This is a genomic window from Pseudomonas sp. PS02303, assembly GCF_029959925.1.
In the GTDB taxonomy this organism is placed as follows: Bacteria; Pseudomonadota; Gammaproteobacteria; order Pseudomonadales; family Pseudomonadaceae; genus Aquipseudomonas; species Aquipseudomonas mandelii.
Genome location: NZ_JASCOM010000096.1, coordinates 1 through 22,077, shown reverse-complemented (window position 1 = coordinate 22,077; position 22,077 = coordinate 1). Strand labels below are relative to the sequence as shown.

The following is a 22,077-nucleotide window of genomic DNA, read 5'->3' as shown; positions in this document are numbered from 1 at the left end:
AGGCTTGCCCGCGAATGCAGACGACGCGGTTCTTCGAACACACCGAATTATCGTTCTTCGCGGGCAAGCCTCGCTCCTACAAGGGACACAACACATGAACTACAACAACCCAACCAAACTCCAGGCCGCCATCCTCGACTGGGCCGGCACCGTGGTCGACTTCGGCTCGTTCGCGCCGACGCAGATTTTTGTCGAAGCCTTCGCCGAGTTCGACGTCCAGGTCTCCATCGAAGAAGCCCGCGGGCCGATGGGCATGGGCAAGTGGGACCACATTCGCACCCTGTGTGATCAGCCGGAAGTTGCCGAGCGTTATCGCACCGTGTTCGGCCGCACCCCGACCGACGATGATGTCACCGCCATCTACAAGCGTTTCATGCCGCTGCAGATCGAGAAAATCGCCGAGCACTCGGCGCTGATTCCGGGTGCACTCGACACCATCGCCAACCTGCGTCAGCAAGGGATCAAGATCGGCTCCTGCTCCGGCTACCCGAAACAGGTCATGGACAAGGTGGTCGAACTGGCCGCCACCAACGGTTACGTGGCCGATCACGTGGTCGCCACCGACGAAGTGCCTAACGGCCGTCCATGGCCGGCACAGGCCTTGGCCAACGTGATTGCGCTGGGCATCGACGACGTCGCGGCCTGCGTGAAGATCGATGACACCGTGCCGGGTATTCTCGAAGGACGTCGCGCCGGCATGTGGACCGTGGCGCTGATCTGCTCCGGTAACGCGCTGGGGCTGGATTACAAAGGTTTCCGCGCCTTGGGCAGCGAGCAACTCGACAGTGAACGCAAACGCATCCACGCGATGTTCGAAGGTTCGCGGCCGCACTACATGATCGACACCATCACCGACTTGCCGCAAGTGATCGCCGACATCAACAAGCGTCTGGCCAAGGGTGAGATGCCACAAAGCAGTTGATAACGTTTACTGATTCATAAAAAAGCGCCAGCTCCGTTTCGGAACTGGCGCTTTTTTTGGCCGATCACTTGAGCCAGAGCATTGAATGCCCAAACAGCCACAGGCAAATCGACCAAAGCGGTTTACAGTTAAAAAACACCGTCGAACAAGAACGGTGGGCTTTTTGACCAGACCTGTGAGGAACACTGTATGCCCTGGAAGAACTCCGAATCACGCTACAGCACTGTATCGATCTCGCTGCATTGGTTGATGCTGGTCCTGCTGGCGCTGGTTTACGCCTGTATCGAATTTCGCGGGATCTTTCCCAAAGGCAGCGGTGGCCGGACGCTGATCACCGAATCGCACTTCATGCTCGGCTTGACGGTGTTCGTATTGGTTTGGCTGCGGTTGTTCGCGCGCAGCCTGGGCCCGGCACCACAGATCTTCCCGGCCTCGCCCCGCTGGCAGACCGTGCTGGCCAGACTGATGCATTGGGCGCTGTACATTTTCATGATCGCGATGCCGATACTCGGTTGGCTGGTGACCAGCGCCAAGGGGCATCAGGTGATGTTTTATGGCGTTGACCTACCGCTGCTGATCCCGGAGGACAAGACGCTGGCCAAGCAAATCGAGGAATGGCATGAACTCGGCGGCACCATCGGCTATTGGCTGATCGGCCTGCACGCGGCGGCGGGGATTTATCACCACTATGTGGTGCGCGATAACACGCTGCTGCGGATGATGCCCAAGCGCGGGTGAAAAACACTGATCCCTGTGGCGAGGGGGTTTCAGGTTTTCAAGCTGCCCCCCGGCAGCCCTGCAATCCGCCCGTGTGGACGAAGATCAGCCGTGTGCCCTTTTCAAATGTTCCAGCCTCGACTTGCTGCTTGAGCATCAGCAGCGCCTTGCCGGTGTACAGCGGTTCGAGGGGAACTCCCGAAGCCTGTTCCGCCTGGTCGATGAAACTGAGCAGCAGAGGATCGACTTTGGCAAAGCCACCACGGCTGGCATCGAACAGTTCGTAAGCCACGTCATGACTACCCGCCTCTCGGACAATCGATTCAACCTGCTGTGCCACACCATGATCGTCGGGCACCGCGAGCGCGCCATACACCGGGTGTTCGCCCGCCTCCGCCAGCGTCAGGCCGGCCAGGGTCGTGCCGGTTCCGCAAGCCAGCCACCAACCGTCGTAATCGCTCCAGCCCAGGTCGCCGAGTTGATCGAGGACCATCGCCTTCAACTGCCTGCAACCCCGCGCCCCCCGAAGACCGCCGCCGCCTTCAGGCACCGGATACAGGTCGGGATATTGCACCTGCCAGGGCAGCCAGAAACCCGCTTCATGCCGCGCTCGATAACCGCCATAACCCAACCAGTGCAACTGCATGCCGAACGCTTGCAAGTCTTTCACCGTCGGTGTTTCCAGCGGATGACCGCGCAGCAGGCCGACCGTTTTGAAATCGAAACGTTTGCCGGCAGCTGCCAGTGCATGCAGATGATTGGAGTGGGCACCGCCGAGGCTGATGATGCCTTGGGCGCCGATCCGGTCAGCGGCGTTGAGGTGTTCGATGAGTTTGAACCACTTGTTGCCGCTGATCAGTGGGTCGATCCGGTCGAGACGCAGGATGGCGACTTCGATGCTGGCCGTGGTGAGCCAGTCGAGGTCAAGGGGCTGGAGCGGGGCTTGGGGTAGCCAGTCGTTGGGAGGGAGAAGCATCAATGCCGGCTCTGGGTGAAGAGTCGGCATCTTAGCAGCCAATGTGTGGCGAGGGAGCTTGCTCCCGCTCGGCTGCGCAGCGGCCGCAAAACTGGTGACAGTGATTAACCTGACACACCACGATCGCTGATAGAGGGAGTCCTTCGGACTCCAACGGGAGCAAGCTCCCTCGCCACAGGGATTGAGTTGCTTACAACTCAGCAGCCAACCGCGCCCCCTGATTGATCGCGCGCTTGGCATCCAACTCCGCCGCCACGTCCGCGCCACCAATCAAATGCACGTTCTGCCCGGCAGCCACCAGACCCTCCTGCAATTCACGCAGCGGATCCTGCCCGGCGCAGATCACGATGTTGTCCACCGGCAGCACCTGCGGCTCACCGGTTTCGCCGATGCGGATGTGCAGGCCTTCATCATCAATCTTCAAGTATTCGACGCTGTTGAGCATCTGCACCTGCTTGTTCTTCAGACCGGTGCGATGAATCCAGCCCGTGGTTTTGCCCAGGCCGTCGCCGACCTTGGATTTCTTGCGTTGCAGCAGGAACACCTCGCGAGCCGGCGCATGGGGTTCAGCCTTGATGCCGGCAACACCGCCGCGCGCTTCAAGATGCGTGTCGATGCCCCACTCCTTCCAGAACGCATCGCGGTCCAGACTGGTGGAAACGCCTTGGTGAACCAGGAATTCCGACACGTCGAAACCGATACCGCCTGCGCCAATTACCGCGACACGCTTGCCCACCGGTTTACGCTCGAGAATCACGTCCAGGTAGCTCAGCACCTTGGCGTTTTCAACGCCGGGAATCGCCGGGGTTCTTGGGGCGATGCCGGTGGCCAGGATGATTTCGTCGTAACCGCCCTCAACCAGTTTCGCCACGTCGACACGGGTGTTCAGGCACACCTCGACGTTGGTAGTTTGCAGTTTGCGGTTGAAATAGCGCAGGGTTTCGAAGAACTCTTCCTTGCCCGGCACACGCTTGGCAATGTTGAACTGACCGCCAATCTCGCTGGCCGAATCAAACAGCGTCACCGAGTGCCCACGCTCGGCCGCCACCGTGGCCGCGGACAGGCCCGCAGGACCGGCACCCACCACGGCGATTTTCTTGATCTGCTGCACGGGCAGGTAGTTAAGCTCGGTTTCATGGCAAGCACGGGGGTTCACCAGGCAGCTGGTCAACTTGCCGCCGAAGGTATGATCCAGGCATGCCTGGTTGCAACCGATGCAGGTGTTGATTTCGTCGCCACGGCCAGCGGCCGCCTTGTTGACGAAGTCCGGGTCGGCGAGGAACGGCCGCGCCATGGACACCATGTCGGCATCGCCTTCGGCCAGAATCTGCTCGGCCACTTCTGGCGTATTGATGCGGTTGGTGGTGATCAACGGAATGCTCACCGAACCACGCAGCTTGGCCGTGACTTTGCTGAACGCCGCACGCGGCACTTTGGTGGCGATGGTCGGAATCCGCGCTTCGTGCCAGCCGATGCCGGTGTTGATGATGGTCGCGCCGGCCTGCTCGATGGCTTTGGCCAGGGTCACGATCTCTTCCCAGCTGCTGCCGCCTTCCACCAGGTCGAGCATCGACAGGCGGAAGATGATGATGAAGTTCGGGCCGACCGCTTCGCGTACACGGCGGACGATTTCCACCGGCAGGCGCATACGGTTTTCGTAGCTGCCCCCCCAACGGTCGGTGCGGTGGTTGGTGTGGGCGGCGAGGAACTGGTTAATGAAATAACCTTCCGACCCCATGATCTCGACGCCGTCGTACTCGGCTTTTTGCGCCAGGGTCGAGCACGTGACGAAATCGCTGATCTGCTTCTCGATACCTTCCTCGTCCAGCTCTTTAGGCTTGAACGGGTTGATCGGCGCCTGAATGGCACTCGGCGCGACCTGTTTCGGGCTGTAGGCATAACGACCGGCGTGGAGGATCTGCATGCAGATCTTGCCGCCCGCCTCGTGCACTGCACGGGTCACGATCTGGTGCTTGAGCGCTTCTTCCTCGGTGGTCAGTTTGGCCGCGCCGGAATACACCCCGCCCTCATCGTTCGGACCAATGCCGCCGGTGACCATCAGGCCGACACCGCCGCGAGCACGCTCGGCGAAGTACGCCGCCATGCGTTCGAAACCACCAGGCTTTTCCTCAAGACCGGTGTGCATCGAACCCATCAGGGTGCGGTTGCGCAGCGTGGTGAAACCCAGGTCCAGCGGGGCCAACAGGTGCGGGTAATGAGCGGCGGCCATTTGTAACTCCACATCGAGCGATCACGGAAAAAATGCAGGAGCTCTTCGGCCCCCGTCAGTCATGTTGGACAGACTAAGAGTCGCGCCCCCGTCACTCAATGACCGAAACTGACAACTTATTGATCCAAATGTGCAGCGCCCCTTGGCAAGCGTCGGCATGGGCCCTACCCTAGTCGCGAACCCTGCACACGGCTGTAGACTGTTTTCCATGCGCAAACTTCTGTACCTGACTTTCTCCATGGCATTGATTGCCGCCCTCACGACCTACGCCATGTGGGCCGCGGACCGTCCGGTGGGTCATTACCTGTCGGACCTGCGCATCCAACTCGCGGTCGATCAAGGCACACCCGCCGATCGCGGCAATCTGCTGGGTATCCAGCCCGAGCTGTTTCCCACCGACTATCAAAGCCCCGAACGCCTGCACCGCAAGCTCGCCGCCTATTTGCAGCAGGCCCAGGACCAAGGCTTGCTCAATGAAAAGACCATCGTCGTGCTGCCCGAACATATCGGCACCTGGCTGATGGTCAGCGGCGAGAAAGATGAGCTGTACCAGGCGACCACACTTGAGGAAGCCATGAACTGGCTGGCGGTGAGCAATCCTGTGCAGTTCGTCCGTGCGTTGATCAGCGCCAAGGGCGACAGTCGTCTCGATGACGCTCACTTGCGGATGAAGGCCAAAAGCATGGCCAAGGATTATCAGGCACTGTTCGGGGGGCTGGCGAAGGCGTTCAACGTGACCCTGGTGGCCGGCACTATCGTGCTGCCCGAACCGAGCATCATCGACGGAACACTGAAAGTCGGCCGCGGTGCGTTGTACAACAGCAGCGTGGTGTTCGGTCGCGACGGTGTGCCGATCGGCCAGCCGCAACGCCAGATGCATCCGGTCTTTGCTGACCATGACGTCATCCAGGCCAATGGCGAGCATACGCTCAACGTTGTCGACACACCGGCTGGACGCTTGGGCGTACTGATCGGCAGCGACAGCTGGTACCCGGACAACTACCGCAAACTTGACGCTCAGGGCGCCCATTTGGTGGCTGTTCCGGCGTATGTCGTTGGCCGCGACACCTGGGACAAACCGTGGCGGGGTTACAAGGGGCTGTCGACGCCCAGCTCGGTCAGCCTCAAGGCCGGTGAACTCAGTGAAGGCCAGGCCTGGCATCGTCTGACATTGACCGGCCAGCCGCCCAGCAGCCGGGCCATTGCCGGCATGAGCGTGTTCCTGCGCGGTCAATTCTGGGACAAGGGCAGCGCGGGTCAAAGTTTTCTCAGCAACAACGGGCAGCAGTTCGCCGACGGCAACGCCCGTGGCGCGCGTTTGCTGAACCTCTGGTTGTAACCCATGAAACCGCTGCCGATGCGCCTTGGGGATCTGTCGGTGGGCTTTGTACACAGCCTGGCCGACGCCGTGCGCAGCCACGGTGTGGACCCGCAACCGTTGCTTGAGCAATACGGCCTCGATGCCGCGCGCCTGGCCGAAGCGGGGGCCCGGCTGTCGATCCCGCGCTACATGCGCCTGGGCCACGGAGCCATTCAACTGACCGATAACCCGGCGCTGGGTTTGCGCATGGGCCAGCTCAGTCGTCTGAGTCAGGCCGGCCTGGCCGGAGTCACCGCCGCCCAGGCGCCGACGGTTCGCGAAGCGGCGCGCTGCCTGATTCGTTTTGAAGCCCTGTATGGCTCCAACTACCGTGGTCAATCGAGCTTTCATGAAGACGCTCAGGGCGCGTGGCTGCGGTTCTATTCCATCAGTCCCTACAACGCCTACAACCGCTTCGTGGTGGATTCGATCATCGCCGGGTGGTTGCAGCAATTGTCCAGCGTGAGCCCTGCCCCGCTTCGCGCCGAACGGATCGAGATTGAGTTTGCCGAACCGGATTATCGTGAAGCATATGCCGCGCTGGGCGATTGTCCGATTCAGTTCGGCGCCGAACAGAATCAACTGCGCCTGAGCCTGGCCAGCCTCGCCCAGCGCAACCCGGAGCACTGCCCGAGTACCTGGCGACACTTGCTGCAACTCTGTGAGCGGGAACTGGAGCAACTGACACGCACCCGCAGCCTGCGTGAACGCATCACTCAGTTGCTGGGGCCATTGCTCAATGGTGGCCGGGAACCCGACCTGGAAGAAGTGGCGGCACGCCTGAAGCTGCCGACCTGGACCTTGCGTCGCAAACTCGCCGAGGAAGGCACGCAATTTCGCGCCATTCTCAATGACACGCGCCGCGACCTGGCCATGACCTACATTCGCGACACGGAACTGGCGTTCGGTGAAATCGCCTACCTGCTGGGTTTTGCCTCAGCCGAAGCTTTCCAACGCGCCTTCAAACGCTGGAACGGCCAGACACCCGGCGAGTTTCGCCGCAGCCATCGCCAATCCGCGTGATGCTTAAAGCTCTGTAGCGTCTTCCGCTGGCTCCAATGGGTCCAGTTCAAATGCCTGATACTCGAGCAGCTCTTCTTGATAATCGTCCATTGTGAAATCCCCCTACCGCTCGTTTAAAAATGCCTGAATAAATGACCAACGCCCCGAGCATAAAGTGCCCGCGTGAAAGAAAAATGACGCGGGCGCACCGCTCAGCGGCTACTTATAAAACGTAGCAGGCGGTCAGGAATTTATCACAGGATTTTTTCGATAAAGGCTGTAGGACTGCAGCCTGGTTGACGCGGATCAAACTAACAGCCATTTCGGGAACGGTGCCATCTGACACGATCCCGAAATGTACATCGATTACTGGCTGGCAGCCGGCATGGCCGAAATAGGCTCGCTCGGTGGCGGCAGGCTGGATTGCGGCGGTGGCGTAACGGTTTCCGGGGACGGAACCGGCTCCGGGTTTTCAACCGGGGTGATCGGCGCTGTTTCAGGCGGTGGTGCGACGGGTTCCGAGGCCGCGGGGGCTGGAGCAGGTTCAACCGCAGGCACTGGCGCAGGCTCCGCAGCAGGTGCCGGCGTTGGGGCCAAAGGCGCCGGAGCAGCCTTGGCTTCCGGCATGCCCAGGTCGGTCTTGGGTTTCTCGGGGATGTGTGCAGCCTTTTTCGCTTCCGGCGGCAGGAACAACTCCACCAGCGCAAAGAAACGCTCGTAGAACTTGGCCGACGAGACGGTTTCGCTGGCAACCTTGACCATCGAATCGTCGGAGGAACCGATCGGCATCGACACCGAACCCAACACACCCACGCCCACACTGGCGGAGTTATTGGTTTTCTTCAGCGCATAACGGTCCTGCAGGGCGTTGGCGAACATGGTCGCATGATGGCCCTCACTGCCATCATCGGCACACACCACACTGAAGCTGATCTCCATGTGGGTCTCGCCGGTCTGCTGGAAGCTTTTGTGTCCGCTGACCAGCTTCGGGTCGGCGCTGGTGATGATATAGCCCTGGCTCAGCAACGCCCGACGGGCGGCTTCGCAGGTCTGCGCATCCGTCACCGGGTAATTGCGCGAAAACGTCCCGGAGTCATCGAAGTTCTCATGCTCGTAGATGGGGGCTTTCTTCGACGAGCAGCCGGCAGCGGCGGCCAGCAACAACGCCAGCCCGGCAACACGCATGGGAATTGATTTAAACATTGAACATCCTGAGGGAAACGGTCCGGGGCGTATTGTGCAACAGATCGATGCTTAGCGGAGCATCGATTAGTGTCTTAAAACATTTACAAGGCTACTGACTGTCAGCTATGGGAAAAAGTCCCGTCTGAGTGACCGAAGGGCCCCTCGGAAGTCGCGGTCTGGATCGCACACATAAAAAACCCCGGCCTTTCGGCCGGGGTCTTTGTGGAACGGGCAACTCAGTCAAGCATCAGAAACGCTTGATCTCGGCCTGGCTTTCCAGCTGTTTGCGGTAGGCCGCAAAGTCCTGCTGGCCAATGCGCGAGGCGAGGAAGCGACGGTACTGGACCTTCTCTTCTTCGGTCGGCGCGGCGGCTTCGTTCACGCCGTTCAGGCGCACGATCACCAGGCTACCATCCGTCAGGGTCACGCTGCTGTAGGTCGGCTTGTCCTTGGCGACAGGTTTTGGCATGCGGAACAGCGCTTGCAGCACGGTTGGGTCAATCCCTTCCTGAGCGCGAGTTGCCGCTTCAGTCACTTTCCAGTTCTGACCGTCAATCGCCTTGTCCAGCGGAGTCTTGCCATCGCGCAGGCTGGCGATCAACTCATCAGCCTTGGTCTTGGCGGCAGCACTGGCGTGCTCCTTGGCCAACTGCGCACGAATGCTGGCATTGACGCTTTCCAGCGGCAGTTGCGCAGGCTTCAAGTGTTCCTTGGCGCGCAGCACGATCACGGTTTCCGGGTCCAGCTCGATGGCGGTGCTGTTGGCACCTTCATCCAGCACTTCAGGACTGAACGCCGCGGTGATCACGGCACGGTTAGCCGCCACACCTTCGCCACCCTCGCGGCCAAACGGCTTGGAGGTGTGGACAGTCAGCTTCAGGTCTTGCGCCGGCTGGGCCAGATCGGAGGACTCGAACGAAGAGTCTTCCAGTTGCTTGGTCGCCTCGACAAAACGCTGCTCGACCTGCTGGGTTTTCAGCTCACGGGTCAGCTTGTCTTTCAGGCTGGCCAGCGTCGGCACTTCCGGTGCTTCAACGCCCAACAGTTTGATCAGGTGGAAACCGAAGTCAGTGCGAATCGGTGCCGACACTTGATCCTTGGCCAACGCATACAGCGCGGTTTCAAATGCAGGGTCGTATACACCAGGGCCTGCGTAGCCCAAGTCACCGCCGTTGTTCGCCGAACCCGGGTCCTGGGAGAATTCCTTGGCCAGCGCCTCGAATTTCTCGCCTTTGGCCAGACGCGCCTGAATGTCTTCGATCTTGGCCTTGGCTTGCGCCTCGGTCACTTTATCGTTCACTTCGATCAGAATGTGCGCAGCCCGGCGTTGCTCGGACAGGTTCGCGATTTCTTTCTGATACGCCGCTTGCAGGTCTTCGTCCTTGACGCTGACCTGATCGAAGAAGGAAGACTTCTTCAATTCCAGGTAATCGATGACAACCTGATCCGGCGTCATGAATTCCTTGGCATGTTCGTCGTAGTAGGCCTTGACCTCATCGTCGGTCAGCTTCACCGCTGCCGGGTCAACCTTGACGTTCAGGGAAGCGAAATCGCGGGTCTGTTTTTCCAGACGGGCGAAGGCCAGAACCTGTGCGTCGGTGACGAAACCGCTACCCGCCAGGCCAGCGCGCAGCTGACCGATCAGCATTTCCTGAGCCAGCATCTGGCGGAATTGCATGCGGCTGTAGCCCAGTTGACGAATCACCTGATCGAAGCGCTCAGCACTGAACTTGCCATCCACCTGAAACTCAGGTGTTTGCAGGATCACTTGGTCCAAGGCCGCTTCGGAGAAAGCGAATTTCGATTCTTCTGCGCCTTGCAGCAGCAGTTTGCGGTCGATCAAGCCTTTGAGAGCCGATTCGCGCAGCATTTTTTCGTCGAGCAAGGAAGCGTCGAAATCCTTGCCCAGCTGTTGCATCAGCTGACGGCGTTGCATATCGACCGCCTGGCTCAGCTCGTTCTGGCTGATTTCTTCGCCGTTAACCTTGGCCGCATCATTACGACTGGTGGTGGCCTGAAAAATGGCGTCGAAACCGGTCAAAGCCATCAGTGCAACGATGACCCCGATAATGGTCTTGGCAATCCAGCCTTGTGAATTGTCCCTGATATTCTGCAGCATGCGTCCCCCAGAAACGGTTGAACTTCAAAATTAGGCAACCGTGGAGCGTGGGTAGAATCCGGATAGAAGAAAGGCGCATCCGAGGATGCGCCTTCTCGTAACTGGCGGAGCGGACCAAGGGTTCGAACTTGCGACCCTCGGCGTCTCGGACCGGCAACTTGCCGACTGGACTACCGCTCCGCTGCCAGGTCAGGCATGACCCCGACCCGGATAGGCAAAAACCTGAAACGAACTTAGTTGACAGCTTCTTTCAGTGCTTTACCGGCTTTGAAACCTGGTTTTTTGGCTGCTGCGATTTCCAGCGTCTTACCGGTCTGTGGGTTACGACCAATGCGAGCTGGACGATCGGTAACGGAGAAGGTACCGAAACCAACCAGAACAACAGAGTCGCCAGCCTTGAGAGCGCCAGTGACGGATTCGATTACAGCGTCCAGCGCACGGCCAGCAGCAGCTTTCGGGATATCAGCGGATGCAGCGATAGCATCAATCAGTTCCGACTTGTTCACTCTAAGTCCCCTTATATCTATTTGAGTATGATTCTAAGTTTTTTGGTGAAAGCAAAAACGAGTGCTGAATGGCCTACAGACACTTAAGAGCCGCTTTATAACAAGGGCTCTAAAAAGCTGTCAACAAGCCACTCAGGCAAATGCGTACTAATGCGTGCTAATTCTTTCCTTAGAGTCAGACTCGCGTTTTTCATCCTTTGCAACTATCTCTGGAACCACATCTGGCAGCGGCTCCGGCGCGTATTGCAGCGCAATTTGCAGGACCTCGTCAATCCATTTAACCGGTTTAATCTGCAGATCTTGCTTGATATTGTCAGGAATTTCCTTCAGATCGCGCACGTTCTCTTCAGGAATGATCACGGTCTTGATCCCGCCACGGTGAGCAGCCAGCAGTTTTTCCTTCAATCCGCCAATCGCCAACACCTGGCCACGCAAGGTGATTTCGCCTGTCATGGCAACATCCGCACGTACTGGAATCCCGGTCAATGCCGACACCAGGGCCGTGCACATGCCTACGCCGGCGCTAGGGCCGTCTTTCGGGGTCGCCCCTTCCGGCATGTGGATGTGCGTGTCGCGCTTCTCGTGGAAGTCCAGGGGAATCCCCAGGCTCTTCGCACGGCTGCGCACAACGGTCAGCGCGGCCGTGATCGATTCGACCATCACATCGCCCAGCGAACCGGTCTTGATCAGCTGGCCTTTACCCGGCACGACAGCAGCTTCGATGGTCAGCAATTCACCACCCACCTGAGTCCATGCCAGACCGGTGACCTGACCGATCTGATCCTGCGACTCAGCCAGACCGTAGCGGAATTTGCGCACACCCAGGAAGTGTTCCAGCATCTCGGCAGTGACCTTCACCGAGAAGCGTTTTTCCAGTGCGTGCTCTTTGACCGCCTTGCGGCAAACCTTCGCAATCTGGCGTTCCAGCCCACGCACACCGGCTTCGCGGGTGTAGTAGCGGATGATGTCGCGGATCGCTTCGGCGTCGAATTCCAGCTCGCCTTTCTTCAAGCCGTTGGCAGTAATCTGCTTGGGCGAGAGGTATTTGACGGCGATGTTGATCTTTTCGTCTTCGGTGTAGCCAGGCAGACGAATCACTTCCATCCGGTCGAGCAGCGCCGGCGGAATATTCATGGAGTTCGAGGTGCACAGGAACATCACATCGGACAAGTCGTAGTCGACTTCCAGATAGTGATCGTTGAAGTTGTGGTTCTGCTCCGGATCGAGCACTTCCAGCAACGCCGACGCCGGATCGCCACGCATGTCGCTGCCCATTTTGTCGATTTCATCGAGCAGGAACAGCGGGTTGCGGACGCCCACCTTCGTCATCTTTTGAATCAATCTTCCTGGCATCGAACCGATGTAAGTCCGGCGATGACCACGAATTTCCGCTTCGTCACGTACGCCACCGAGGGCCATACGGACAAATTTGCGGTTGGTGGCGTGGGCGATCGACTCTGCCAGAGAGGTTTTACCCACCCCTGGAGGACCGACCAGGCACAACACCGGCCCACGAATTTTCTTCACGCGCTTTTGCACGGCGAGGTATTCGAGGATCCGCTCTTTGACTTCTTCCAGACCGTAGTGGTCTGCATCAAGAATGTCTTCTGCGCGCGCAAGGTCCAGGCGCACTTTGCTCTGGGCCTTCCACGGCACCTGAACCAGCCAGTCGATGTACGAACGCACCACGGTCGCTTCCGCGGACATTGGCGACATTTGTTTCAACTTGTTCAGTTCACCCTGGGCCTTGGCCAAGGCATCTTTGGGCAGGCCCGCGGCATCGATGCGCTTTTTCAGCTCTTCGATTTCGTTGTGGCCTTCGTCGCTGTCGCCGAGCTCTTTCTGAATGGCCTTCATCTGCTCATTCAGGTAGTACTCGCGCTGGCTGCGCTCCATTTGTTTCTTGACGCGACCGCGAATGCGTTTTTCGACTTGCAGCAGATCGATCTCGGCATCCAGCAACGCCAGAACGTGCTCGACCCGGGCCGACAAATCGATGATTTCGAGGATTTCCTGCTTCTGCTCGATCTTCAGGGCCATGTGAGCGGCCATGGTGTCGACCAGGCGACCCGGCTCGTCGATGCTGTTGAGCGACGAGAGGACTTCAGCCGGGACTTTCTTGCCCAGCTGCACATATTGTTCGAACTGAGCCAAAAGGCTGCGGACGAACACTTCCGACTCGCGCTCAGGCGCGTCGACTTCGTCGATCAGCGAGACTTCGGCACGGCAGTGGCCGTCCACTTCGCTGAAGCGCTCCACGGCGCCCCGCTGCTCGCCTTCGACCAGAACCTTGACCGTGCCGTCAGGCAGCTTGAGCAGCTGCAGAACGGTCGCAATGGTGCCTACGCGATAAAGTGCATCTTCACCGGGATCGTCGTCAGCAGGGTTTCTCTGAGCCAGCAGAAGAATCTGCTTGTCGCCCGTCATCGCAGCCTCGAGGGCTTCGATGGATTTCTCGCGCCCCACGAACAGCGGGATAACCATGTGCGGATAAACCACAACATCACGCAATGGCAGGAGAGGCAATTCGATGGTTGTCTTCATGATTTCGCCTCTACGGCGGCCATATGGCCGTAAACAGATGGAAGTAAGCTTGAAACCAAGATGGGGGCTGCTTTGAAAAAAAACAAGCGCAAAGAGGGTGTTAAAAACGCTTTAAAAGAAAAGGGGCCCGAAGGCCCCTTCTTTGTTCCAGCTGCCGGACGCTTAAGCGTCTGGCGCAGCCTTGGCAGCCGGCTCACTGTTTTCGTAGATATACAGTGGCTTGGACTTGCCTTCTATAACGCTTTCGTCGATCACTACTTTACTCACCTCGGACTGCGAGGGGATTTCATACATCGTGTCGAGCAATACACCTTCGAGAATCGAACGCAGCCCACGGGCACCGGTCTTGCGTTCCAGGGCACGTTTGGCGACCGATTTCAGCGCGTCGGCCCGGAATTCCAGGTCTACACCTTCCATCTCGAACAGCTTGGCATACTGCTTGGTCAAAGCATTTTTCGGCTCGGTGAGAATCTGCATTAACGCAGCCTCATCAAGCTCGTCCAGCGTGGCAAGGACCGGCAGACGACCGACGAACTCCGGGATCAGACCGAACTTGACCAGATCGTCAGGCTCGACTTCACGCAGGGATTCACCCACCTTCTTGCCCTCTTCCTTGCTGCGAACTTCCGCGTTGAAACCGATGCCGCCCTTGGTGGAACGGTTTTGAATAACCTTTTCCAGACCGGAGAACGCACCACCGCAGATGAACAGGATGTTACGGGTGTCGACCTGAAGGAATTCCTGCTGCGGATGCTTGCGACCACCTTGCGGCGGAACGGAAGCGACCGTGCCTTCGATCAACTTGAGCAGGGCCTGCTGCACGCCTTCACCGGAAACGTCCCGGGTGATCGACGGGTTGTCAGACTTGCGCGAGATCTTGTCGATTTCGTCGATGTAGACAATGCCCATCTGGGCTTTTTCCACGTCGTAATCGCACTTCTGCAACAGCTTCTGAATGATGTTCTCGACATCTTCACCCACGTAACCCGCCTCGGTGAGGGTGGTTGCATCGGCGATGGTGAACGGAACGTTCAGCAAGCGGGCCAGTGTTTCGGCAAGCAGGGTTTTACCCGAGCCTGTCGGGCCGATCAGCAAGATGTTGCTTTTGCCAAGTTCGACGTCGTCATTCTTTTTGTCGCGCTGGTTCAGACGCTTGTAGTGGTTGTACACCGCTACGGCCAGAACCTTTTTCGCACGCTCCTGACCAATCACGTACTGATCAAGGATGCCGCTGATTTCTTTAGGCGAAGGCAATTTATGCGCGCTGCTTTCGGCCTGGGCTTCCTGCACCTCCTCTCGGATGATGTCATTGCACAGGTCGACGCACTCGTCGCAGATAAAGACCGAGGGGCCGGCAATCAATTTGCGTACTTCATGCTGGCTTTTGCCACAGAAGGAGCAATAGAGCAGCTTGCCGTTGTCCTCGCCGTTGCGGGTGTCAGTCATTCGTTCGATCCAAATCCGATAGGCTTGCAACACAAGATGAAGGCTATTGCGGGCTTTTTCAAGCCCGCCGGTGATCGGACCAGCCGACCCACCCTATTTTGAGCTGCTTAATTTAAGCGGGGCGCTGGTTGATCACTTCATCGATCAACCCGTACTCACGCGCGGCTTCTGCACTCATGAAGTTATCGCGGTTGGTATCGCGCTCGATTTCTTCAAGTGTGTGGCCGCTGTGCTTGGCCATCAGCGTGTTGAGACGCTCACGAATGAAGAGGATTTCCTTGGCATGGATTTCGATATCCGAAGCCTGGCCTTGGAAACCGCCCAGTGGCTGGTGAATCATCACGCGCGAATTCGGCAGGCAATAACGCTTGCCGGCGGCACCGGCCGTCAAAAGGAAGGCGCCCATGCTGCAGGCTTGACCAATACAGGTGGTCGATACATTGGGTTTGATGAACTGCATGGTGTCATAGATCGACATGCCCGCTGTCACCGAACCGCCCGGGGAGTTGATATAGAGATGGATGTCCTTGTCCGGGTTTTCCGCTTCAAGGAACAGCAATTGCGCACAAATCAGGTTGGCCATGTAGTCCTCTACCGGGCCAACCAGAAAAATCACTCGTTCCTTGAGAAGGCGCGAGTAGATGTCATAGGCGCGCTCGCCACGAGCAGACTGCTCGACAACCATCGGGACCAGGCCGCCAGCGGCCTGGATATCAGAGTTCTGCTGAATATACGAATTACGGAACATGCTCTGCAGTCACTCCCAAATAGTTATGTCTTGAATACGCATAAGCCAGCACGAAGGCTGGCTTATGGTGTGTGCTTCTTACCGCAAAAACGATCAGTCGGCTTGTGGAGCTTCTACCGGCTTGACTGCTTCTTCGTAAGAGACCGATTTGTCGGTCACGCTAGCTTTCTGCAGAACAGTATCCACAACTTGTTCTTCCAGCACAACCGAACGAACTTCGTTCAGTTGCTGGTCGTTCTTGTAGTACCAGGACACAACCTGCTCAGGCTCTTGGTAGGCCGAAGCCATTTCCTGAATCATTTCACGAACGCGGGCTTCGTCAGGCTTGAGGTCGAATTGCTTGACCACTTCAGCCACGATCAGACCCAGAACAACACGGCGCTTGGCTTGTTCTTCGAACAGCTCGGCCGGCAGTTGGTCAGGCTTGATGTTGCCGCCGAACTGCTGAACAGCCTGCACGCGCAGACGGTCAACTTCGTTGGACAGCAGCGCCTTAGGCACTTCGATCGGGTTGGTGGCCAGCAGACCGTCCATTACCTGATTCTTGACCTTGGATTTGATCGCCTGACGCAGTTCACGCTCCATGTTCTTGCGAACTTCGGTGCGGAAGCCTTCCAGGCCCGTTTCCTTGATGCCGAATTGAGCGAAGAATTCTTCGTTCAGTTCTGGCAGTTTCGGCTCGGAAACAGTGTTCACGGTCACGGTGAACTCAGCGGTTTTGCCAGCCAGGTCGAGGTTCTGATAGTCCTCTGGGAAGGTCAGGTTCAGCACGCGCTCTTCGCCGGCTTTAGCGCCAACCAGGCCGTCTTCGAAACCAGGGATCATGCGGCCGGAACCCAGCACCAGCTGAGTACCCTTGGCAGAACCGCCAGCGAACACTTCACCGTCAACCTTGCCAACGAAATCGATGTTCAGTTGGTCTTCGTTCTGAGCGGCGCGCTCAGCCACTTCGAAACGGGTGTTCTGCTTGCGCAGCACGTCCAGCATCTTGTCCAGATCGGCGTCAGCCACGTCAGCGCTCAGGCGCTCTACGGTGATGCCGTCGAAGCCAGCAACGGTGAACTCAGGGAACACTTCGAAAACTGCAACGTATTCCAGATCTTTGCCAGCTTCCATCGATTTAGGCTCGATCGAAGGAGCGCCAGCCGGGTTCAGCTTTTGCTCGACAACAGCTTCGTAGAACGAAGACTGGATCACATCGCCTACAGCTTCCTGACGCGCATCAGCACCGAAACGGCGCTTGATTTCGCTCATTGGCACTTTGCCTGGACGGAAGCCAGCAATCTTGGCCTTTTGGGCAGTCTGCTGCAGACGCTTGTTGACCTGAGTCTCGATGCGCTCAGCCGGCACGGTGATGCTCATGCGGCGCTCAAGAGCAGAAGTATTTTCAACAGAAACTTGCATGGATATTCCTCGTTGCACAGACGTTAGCCGGCCGTTTCCGACCCCAGAATCAAGGGCATGCATTCTAGTGGGTCAAACTCAAGAAGTCACCCTACTGAAAACGGGTAAAAAAGCAGCAGGCAATTTATAGGCGGGGACAAACGGTTGTGCCTCGCCCTGTTAGCAAATACAGCCAGTCACGCCAGGGCTCTGCACCAATCCTTCTATATATAGAAGAAGTTGCCAATCATCTCCCTGACAGCCGGTCTTGCGAGCAAGCCGGCGGGCGGCGCGGCATCATCGAGAAACATAAATACGACGAAACACCCCACCCCTGCGACCCAGGACATGCAGCCGCTTGACACTCGAACCGCTAAAACAAAAAAGGCGCCAGACTGTTAAATCTGGCGCCTCTCGAAATATGGGGTGGACGAAGGGGATCGAACCCTCGACAACGGGAGTCACAATCCCGTGCTCTACCAACTGAGCTACGCCCACCATATTGCCTTGCAAAGAAGCCAATCAACTCCCTTGCTGCGCCCCAACCAGGCCAACCGGCTTGAGTGAAGCTTTATTTGGTGCGGATGAAGAGACTCGAACTCTTACACCTTGCGGCGCTGGAACCTAAATCCAGTGTGTCTACCAATTCCACCACATCCGCGTTTGAAGCTGTTAAAGCAAAGGCGCCAGACTGTTAATCTGGCGCCTTTTGAAATATGGGGTGGACGAAGGGGATCGAACCCTCGACAACGGGAGTCACAATCCCGTGCTCTACCAACTGAGCTACGCCCACCATATCGCGCTACTTGTGCCAAAGCTGCCTAATGGCGCACCCGGCAGGACTCGAACCTGCGACCATCCGCTTAGAAGGCGGATGCTCTATCCAGCTGAGCTACGGGCGCCTTATTAATCTGTACTCTTGGAGGACTACAAACTAAGAGCTTTCCAGTCTCGCAGAACCGTAATTCCGCTTGACCTTCTCATCCAGTGCTAGGCTGTGCCCGACAAGTGCGACGAATAGTATAGAGCGCCCCGAAGGCCGTCAAATGCTTTTTATAAAAAATTCATTTAATTAAAGGGCTTAGAGGAATTTGCAGACCAAGCGCCTTTGCCCTCACCTCATGACATGCGAGAATGCGTTCTCTTTTTTTCCCCTCTCGATGGTTAATCACGCGCAATGACTGCACAACTAATCGACGGCAAATCGATCGCCGCCAGCCTGCGCCAGCAGATCGCCAAACGAGTCACCGAGCGTCGCGAGCAAGGCCTGCGCACCCCGGGCCTCGCGGTGATCCTGGTCGGCAGCGATCCCGCCTCTCAGGTTTATGTCTCGCACAAGCGTAAAGACTGTGAAGAGGTCGGCTTCATTTCCCAAGCCTACGACCTGCCTTCCGAAACCACTCAAGAAGCACTGACCGACCTGATCGATCGCCTGAACGACGATCCGGCAATTGACGGCGTTCTGCTTCAGCTTCCTTTACCTGAGCACCTGGATGCCTCCAAATTGCTGGAGCGCATTCGTCCAGATAAAGACGTCGACGGTTTCCATCCTTATAACGTCGGCCGCCTGGCCCAGCGCATCCCGTTGCTGCGTCCGTGCACCCCCAAAGGCATCATGACCTTGCTGGAAAGCACCGGTGTCGACCTTTACGGGATGGACGCGGTGGTCGTCGGAGCCTCCAACATCGTTGGCCGTCCGATGGCGATGGAATTGCTGCTCGCCGGTTGCACCGTGACCGTCACCCACCGCTTCACCAAGGATCTGGCCGGCCACGTCGGCCGTGCCGACCTGGTTGTCGTCGCCGCCGGCAAACCGGGCCTGGTCAAAGGTGAGTGGATCAAGGAAGGCGCGATCGTGATCGACGTCGGCATCAACCGCCAGGAAGACGGCAAACTGGTCGGTGACGTCATCTACGAAACCGCCCTGCCCCGCGCTGGCTGGATCACGCCGGTACCGGGCGGTGTCGGCCCGATGACGCGTGCCTGCCTGCTGGAAAACACGCTGTACGCGGCAGAAACACTGCACAGCTGAGTGCCCGCTTCGACATAAGCGATGAACAAAAGAACCCCGCCAATGGCGGGGTTCTTTTTGCCTGGGGTGAAAGATCGACCATCCGCCGGAAAATGACTTTTTTTTCACGTTCCCAATGACTTTCACCTCCTCCTTGAACAACCATCGACAGTTATTCAGCCATACTCCAGAATGTCGCGCTTTTTACGAAATAACCCGTTACATAACGGCTTATCAACACCTTATGAGTCCGCCAGCGTGAAAATCCGTCTTTCCATCCTGAGCCTATTTTTTGTATTTACAGGGACGTTCATCACGCCAATCGCCAGCGCCGCGGAGACCACCGCAGCCCCCCGAGACACGAAACAACTCAAGCTCGCTTCCGGCAGCTCTTTGCTGCTGGATATGCAGACCAACAAAGTCATCTATGCCAGCAACCCCGATGTGGTTGTCCCTATCGCCTCGGTCAGCAAATTGATGACCGGTCTGGTTGTGGTCGAAGCCAGGCAGAACATGGACGAGTACATCAATATCAACATCAGCGACACGCCAGAAATGAAAGGCGTGTTTTCCCGGGTCAAACTCAAAAGCGAATTGCCACGCAGGGAAATGCTGCTGATCGCCCTGATGTCCTCGGAAAACCGTGCGGCGGCGAGCCTGGCTCATCACTATCCGGGTGGCTACGTCGCATTCATTGCCGCGATGAACGCCAAGGCAAAGGCGCTGGGCATGACCAGCACCCACTTCGTCGAGCCGACGGGCCTCTCCCCGCGTAACGTCTCTACTGCCCGCGACCTGAGCAAATTGCTGATCGCCGCACACAAATACCCGTTATTGACCGAGTTGAGCACCACCAAGGAAAAAACCGTCACGTTCCGCAAACCCAACTACAGCCTGGGTTTCCGTAACACCGACCATTTGGTCCGCAAGCCAAACTGGGACATCAAACTGACCAAAACCGGGTTCACCAACGAAGCCGGTCACTGCCTGGTGTTGGTGACTAGCATGGGCAATCGCCAGGTGGCGCTGGTGATTCTCGACGCCTTCGGCAAGTACACGCATTTTGCCGATGCCGCCCGCATCCGCAGCTGGGTGGAAACCGGCAAAGGCGCAGACGTGCCGTCGGTAGCCTTGCAGTACAAGTCGGACAAGAACCTCAAGCACCGCCAGAGCGGTGTGGTCGAAGCCTCGAAATAAGTCAGCGACAGAAAAAACAAAGCCCCGATCATTCGGGGCTTTTTTTCGTCTGGCGTTAATCGTTGGGCAGCGGCATCTGATCGTCATCCGGAATGCCATCCCCGGCGCTTGGATCTTTCATGCCATGGGGATGCTCCGTCGGGACCACCATCGGACGGGCCAACGGATCCCTTAACGGATCGTTCGGATCCATCACCGGATCAACACCCTCTTCAGGGGTCGTTGGAACACTGTCCGGACGTTTGTCGTTGAAACTCGAATCAGTAGACATACGCACCTCACCAAGGGTTAGGGTTTCAGATCAGCGAGTGGGTCGTAAGGCTTCGCCGGAGCCTTGGGATTGTCGCCCGGCTTTACATCCCTCGGCGCCTTGGCAGGACCGATGGGATCGACCTGAGGATCGGCGAGGTCCGGCGAATCGGGGTCGAATCCCAATTCGTCGCCCGAAGAATGTTCGGATGAATGCGGGCCGTCGGGGGTATTGGAATGTGCCATGGGGCGCCTCCTGGGATCTGGCCCGGAGAAACCGGGTCTTGTCCTTTAGAGGCCAGGCATGCCCGACGGTGCCGGGTACATGACGAACGGAAGCTTATTGTGCGGTCAACGCCTTCTTCGCGCGGGCAGCAGCCTGTTCCTGACCGGCCTGGCCAAGATCGCTCGCCGCCTTCAGCCAGCGCTGCTGATCAACGTTGGCAGGGATCTGATTGGGTTTCTGAATCAATACGGCCCAGCCGCCAGCATCCTTGAAAGAGGACTCAAACGAACTGAAGCTCATCAAGTTCCGGCGATTCATCCCGGCACGCAGCAACACCGTCTGCTTTTGGCGATTGTATCCGGCGAGAATGGCGTAACGCGGCTCAGCCCAGAGCGCCGAGCCTTCAGTGAAGCGCACCATCACCGGATAACCGGCCGCGACCTGGGTCAACAGCGCCGGCAAATGGGCGTCGAGGGGATACACCACCATCCCGTACTCACGCGCCAGGTTTTGCATATTCTGTTGCAGTTGTGCTTCGGCGCCGGGCAAGTGCAGGGGTTTTTGCAGCAACCCGGGCGTAATCACGATGCCCTGCTGTGCCAGCATGCTGGCCAATACTTGTGGTCCGCTCTGATAGTCCTGGCCACGGTAGAACGTGCCACTGAGTTCTACCCGCTCGGGCAACCGCTTGATCTCCGGCGCCACAGTCCCCGCGCATCCGGCCAAACCTGCAACGCAGCCGACAATCAGCGCCGCCGCTCGAATTCGAGAAAATACCCGCACGATCATCACTCTCTTGTTCAGACGCCAGTCAATACGCTCCCGGCTTGGCCGTCGATCATAGGACGCCACGCGGTGGCGGTATAGCCTTAACCTACAGTTGAGTGCATTCAATAGAGCGAACTGGTTGATGACAGCCGACCTTTGGTCAATAGCCTGAAACACAGCAGCGACTAGACTGTCATTTGCAAAGAGTGTGTGCCCGATGCAGGGCAAAGAGGAGGCACTGATGAGCCTGACAATGACAATCGTGATGTTGATTTCCGGCTGGCTGGCCGTGGCCGCCGCCATGCTGTGGGGCGTTTTGCGGATTACCCGTCGGCACCATCACCACCCCGTTCAATCGGCGCCTTTGGCGAAGACCGATAAACCACCGGTCCACCACGCGACCGCGCACTGACCCTTCGGATTCGCCAACAAAAACGGCCGCCAGGGCTCTTTCGCGCGCAGGCGGCCGTTTTGTTTTTGCGCGGGTT

At 58.0% G+C, this 22,077-nt stretch carries 19 protein-coding genes and 4 tRNA genes; 7 read left to right on the top strand and 16 right to left on the bottom strand.

The genetic code is table 11. The annotated features are described in order from the left end of the window. Window positions 1-94: 94 nt before the first annotated feature. Window positions 95-922, top strand: a complete 828-nt coding sequence (gene phnX / locus QMX98_RS19820) for a phosphonoacetaldehyde hydrolase (RefSeq protein WP_145309552.1) — start codon at window positions 95-97, stop codon at window positions 920-922. 189 nt (window positions 923-1,111) lie between these two features. Continuing rightward, entirely contained in the window at window positions 1,112-1,660 is a 549-nt protein-coding gene (locus tag QMX98_RS19815) for a cytochrome b (RefSeq protein ID WP_077749745.1), read from the top strand. A gap of 37 nt (window positions 1,661-1,697) precedes the next feature. Here QMX98_RS19815 and QMX98_RS19810 read toward each other — a convergent pair whose 3' ends face one another. Both QMX98_RS19810 and QMX98_RS19805 read right to left on the bottom strand, forming a co-directional pair. Then, the gene (locus tag QMX98_RS19810; RefSeq protein WP_282411284.1) at window positions 1,698-2,615 is read right to left on the bottom strand and encodes a pyridoxal-phosphate dependent enzyme; all 918 of its coding nucleotides are present in this window, start codon (window positions 2,613-2,615) and stop codon (window positions 1,698-1,700) included. A gap of 190 nt (window positions 2,616-2,805) precedes the next feature. Next, complete coding sequence (locus QMX98_RS19805) at window positions 2,806-4,845, bottom strand: NADPH-dependent 2,4-dienoyl-CoA reductase (protein ID WP_282411283.1); 2,040 nt, start codon at window positions 4,843-4,845, stop codon at window positions 2,806-2,808. Between the two features lie 208 nt (window positions 4,846-5,053). Between QMX98_RS19805 and QMX98_RS19800 the strand changes: the two genes are divergently transcribed. Then, window positions 5,054-6,184: a nitrilase-related carbon-nitrogen hydrolase gene (locus QMX98_RS19800; protein ID WP_083377195.1), complete on the top strand. Its 1,131-nt coding sequence runs from the start codon at window positions 5,054-5,056 to the stop codon at window positions 6,182-6,184. 3 nt (window positions 6,185-6,187) lie between these two features. Next, complete coding sequence (locus QMX98_RS19795; RefSeq protein WP_010458719.1) at window positions 6,188-7,228, top strand: AraC family transcriptional regulator; 1,041 nt, start codon at window positions 6,188-6,190, stop codon at window positions 7,226-7,228. A 345-nt stretch (window positions 7,229-7,573) separates the two neighbouring features. Here QMX98_RS19795 and QMX98_RS19790 read toward each other — a convergent pair whose 3' ends face one another. The 11 genes from QMX98_RS19790 to QMX98_RS19740 all read right to left on the bottom strand — a co-directional run bounded on the left by QMX98_RS19790 (window position 7,574) and on the right by QMX98_RS19740 (window position 18,040). Continuing rightward, on the bottom strand, window positions 7,574-8,410 hold the full coding sequence (locus QMX98_RS19790) for a DUF2242 domain-containing protein (RefSeq protein WP_010458715.1): 837 nt from the start codon (window positions 8,408-8,410) through the stop codon (window positions 7,574-7,576). A gap of 229 nt (window positions 8,411-8,639) precedes the next feature. Next, a complete protein-coding gene (locus QMX98_RS19785) occupies window positions 8,640-10,511 on the bottom strand; it encodes a SurA N-terminal domain-containing protein (RefSeq protein ID WP_077749741.1) in 1,872 nt (623 codons plus the stop codon). A 233-nt stretch (window positions 10,512-10,744) separates the two neighbouring features. Beyond that, the gene (locus QMX98_RS19780; protein WP_002552737.1) at window positions 10,745-11,017 is read right to left on the bottom strand and encodes an HU family DNA-binding protein; all 273 of its coding nucleotides are present in this window, start codon (window positions 11,015-11,017) and stop codon (window positions 10,745-10,747) included. Between the two features lie 147 nt (window positions 11,018-11,164). Next, the gene (gene lon / locus QMX98_RS19775; RefSeq protein WP_010458711.1) at window positions 11,165-13,561 is read right to left on the bottom strand and encodes an endopeptidase La; all 2,397 of its coding nucleotides are present in this window, start codon (window positions 13,559-13,561) and stop codon (window positions 11,165-11,167) included. Between the two features lie 162 nt (window positions 13,562-13,723). Continuing rightward, window positions 13,724-15,007, bottom strand: a complete 1,284-nt coding sequence (gene clpX / locus QMX98_RS19770) for an ATP-dependent Clp protease ATP-binding subunit ClpX (protein ID WP_007946893.1) — start codon at window positions 15,005-15,007, stop codon at window positions 13,724-13,726. Between the two features lie 112 nt (window positions 15,008-15,119). Continuing rightward, a complete protein-coding gene (gene clpP, locus QMX98_RS19765; RefSeq protein ID WP_010458706.1) occupies window positions 15,120-15,755 on the bottom strand; it encodes an ATP-dependent Clp endopeptidase proteolytic subunit ClpP in 636 nt (211 codons plus the stop codon). 93 nt (window positions 15,756-15,848) lie between these two features. Further along, window positions 15,849-17,159, bottom strand: a complete 1,311-nt coding sequence (tig, locus tag QMX98_RS19760) for a trigger factor (protein ID WP_010458704.1) — start codon at window positions 17,157-17,159, stop codon at window positions 15,849-15,851. A gap of 401 nt (window positions 17,160-17,560) precedes the next feature. Further along, a tRNA-His gene (locus QMX98_RS19755) sits at window positions 17,561-17,636 on the bottom strand. 78 nt (window positions 17,637-17,714) lie between these two features. Next, a tRNA-Leu gene (locus QMX98_RS19750) sits at window positions 17,715-17,799 on the bottom strand. Window positions 17,800-17,855: 56 nt separating this feature from the next. Further along, window positions 17,856-17,931, bottom strand: a tRNA-His gene (locus QMX98_RS19745). Window positions 17,932-17,963: 32 nt separating this feature from the next. Beyond that, window positions 17,964-18,040: transfer RNA gene (locus tag QMX98_RS19740), tRNA-Arg, on the bottom strand. 275 nt (window positions 18,041-18,315) lie between these two features. Between QMX98_RS19740 and folD the strand changes: the two genes are divergently transcribed. Continuing rightward, window positions 18,316-19,170 (top strand): bifunctional methylenetetrahydrofolate dehydrogenase/methenyltetrahydrofolate cyclohydrolase FolD, encoded by an 855-nt coding sequence (folD, locus tag QMX98_RS19735; protein ID WP_010458702.1) that lies wholly within the window; start codon window positions 18,316-18,318, stop codon window positions 19,168-19,170. A gap of 237 nt (window positions 19,171-19,407) precedes the next feature. Next, the gene (gene pbpG, locus QMX98_RS19730) at window positions 19,408-20,346 is read left to right on the top strand and encodes a D-alanyl-D-alanine endopeptidase (RefSeq protein ID WP_010458699.1); all 939 of its coding nucleotides are present in this window, start codon (window positions 19,408-19,410) and stop codon (window positions 20,344-20,346) included. Between the two features lie 55 nt (window positions 20,347-20,401). Here pbpG and QMX98_RS19725 read toward each other — a convergent pair whose 3' ends face one another. The 3 genes from QMX98_RS19725 to QMX98_RS19715 form a co-directional block, all read right to left on the bottom strand. Beyond that, window positions 20,402-20,617 (bottom strand): hypothetical protein, encoded by a 216-nt coding sequence (locus QMX98_RS19725; RefSeq protein ID WP_010458697.1) that lies wholly within the window; start codon window positions 20,615-20,617, stop codon window positions 20,402-20,404. A gap of 17 nt (window positions 20,618-20,634) precedes the next feature. Next, window positions 20,635-20,841 carry a DUF6021 family protein gene (locus QMX98_RS19720; RefSeq protein ID WP_010458694.1) on the bottom strand — a complete coding sequence of 69 codons (207 nt, stop codon included), beginning with the start codon at window positions 20,839-20,841 and terminating at the stop codon, window positions 20,635-20,637. 94 nt (window positions 20,842-20,935) lie between these two features. Beyond that, window positions 20,936-21,610: a peptidase C39 family protein gene (locus QMX98_RS19715; RefSeq protein WP_145309547.1), complete on the bottom strand. Its 675-nt coding sequence runs from the start codon at window positions 21,608-21,610 to the stop codon at window positions 20,936-20,938. 196 nt (window positions 21,611-21,806) lie between these two features. Between QMX98_RS19715 and QMX98_RS19710 the strand changes: the two genes are divergently transcribed. After that, the gene (locus QMX98_RS19710) at window positions 21,807-22,001 is read left to right on the top strand and encodes a hypothetical protein (protein ID WP_010458691.1); all 195 of its coding nucleotides are present in this window, start codon (window positions 21,807-21,809) and stop codon (window positions 21,999-22,001) included. Window positions 22,002-22,077 lie beyond the last annotated feature (76 nt).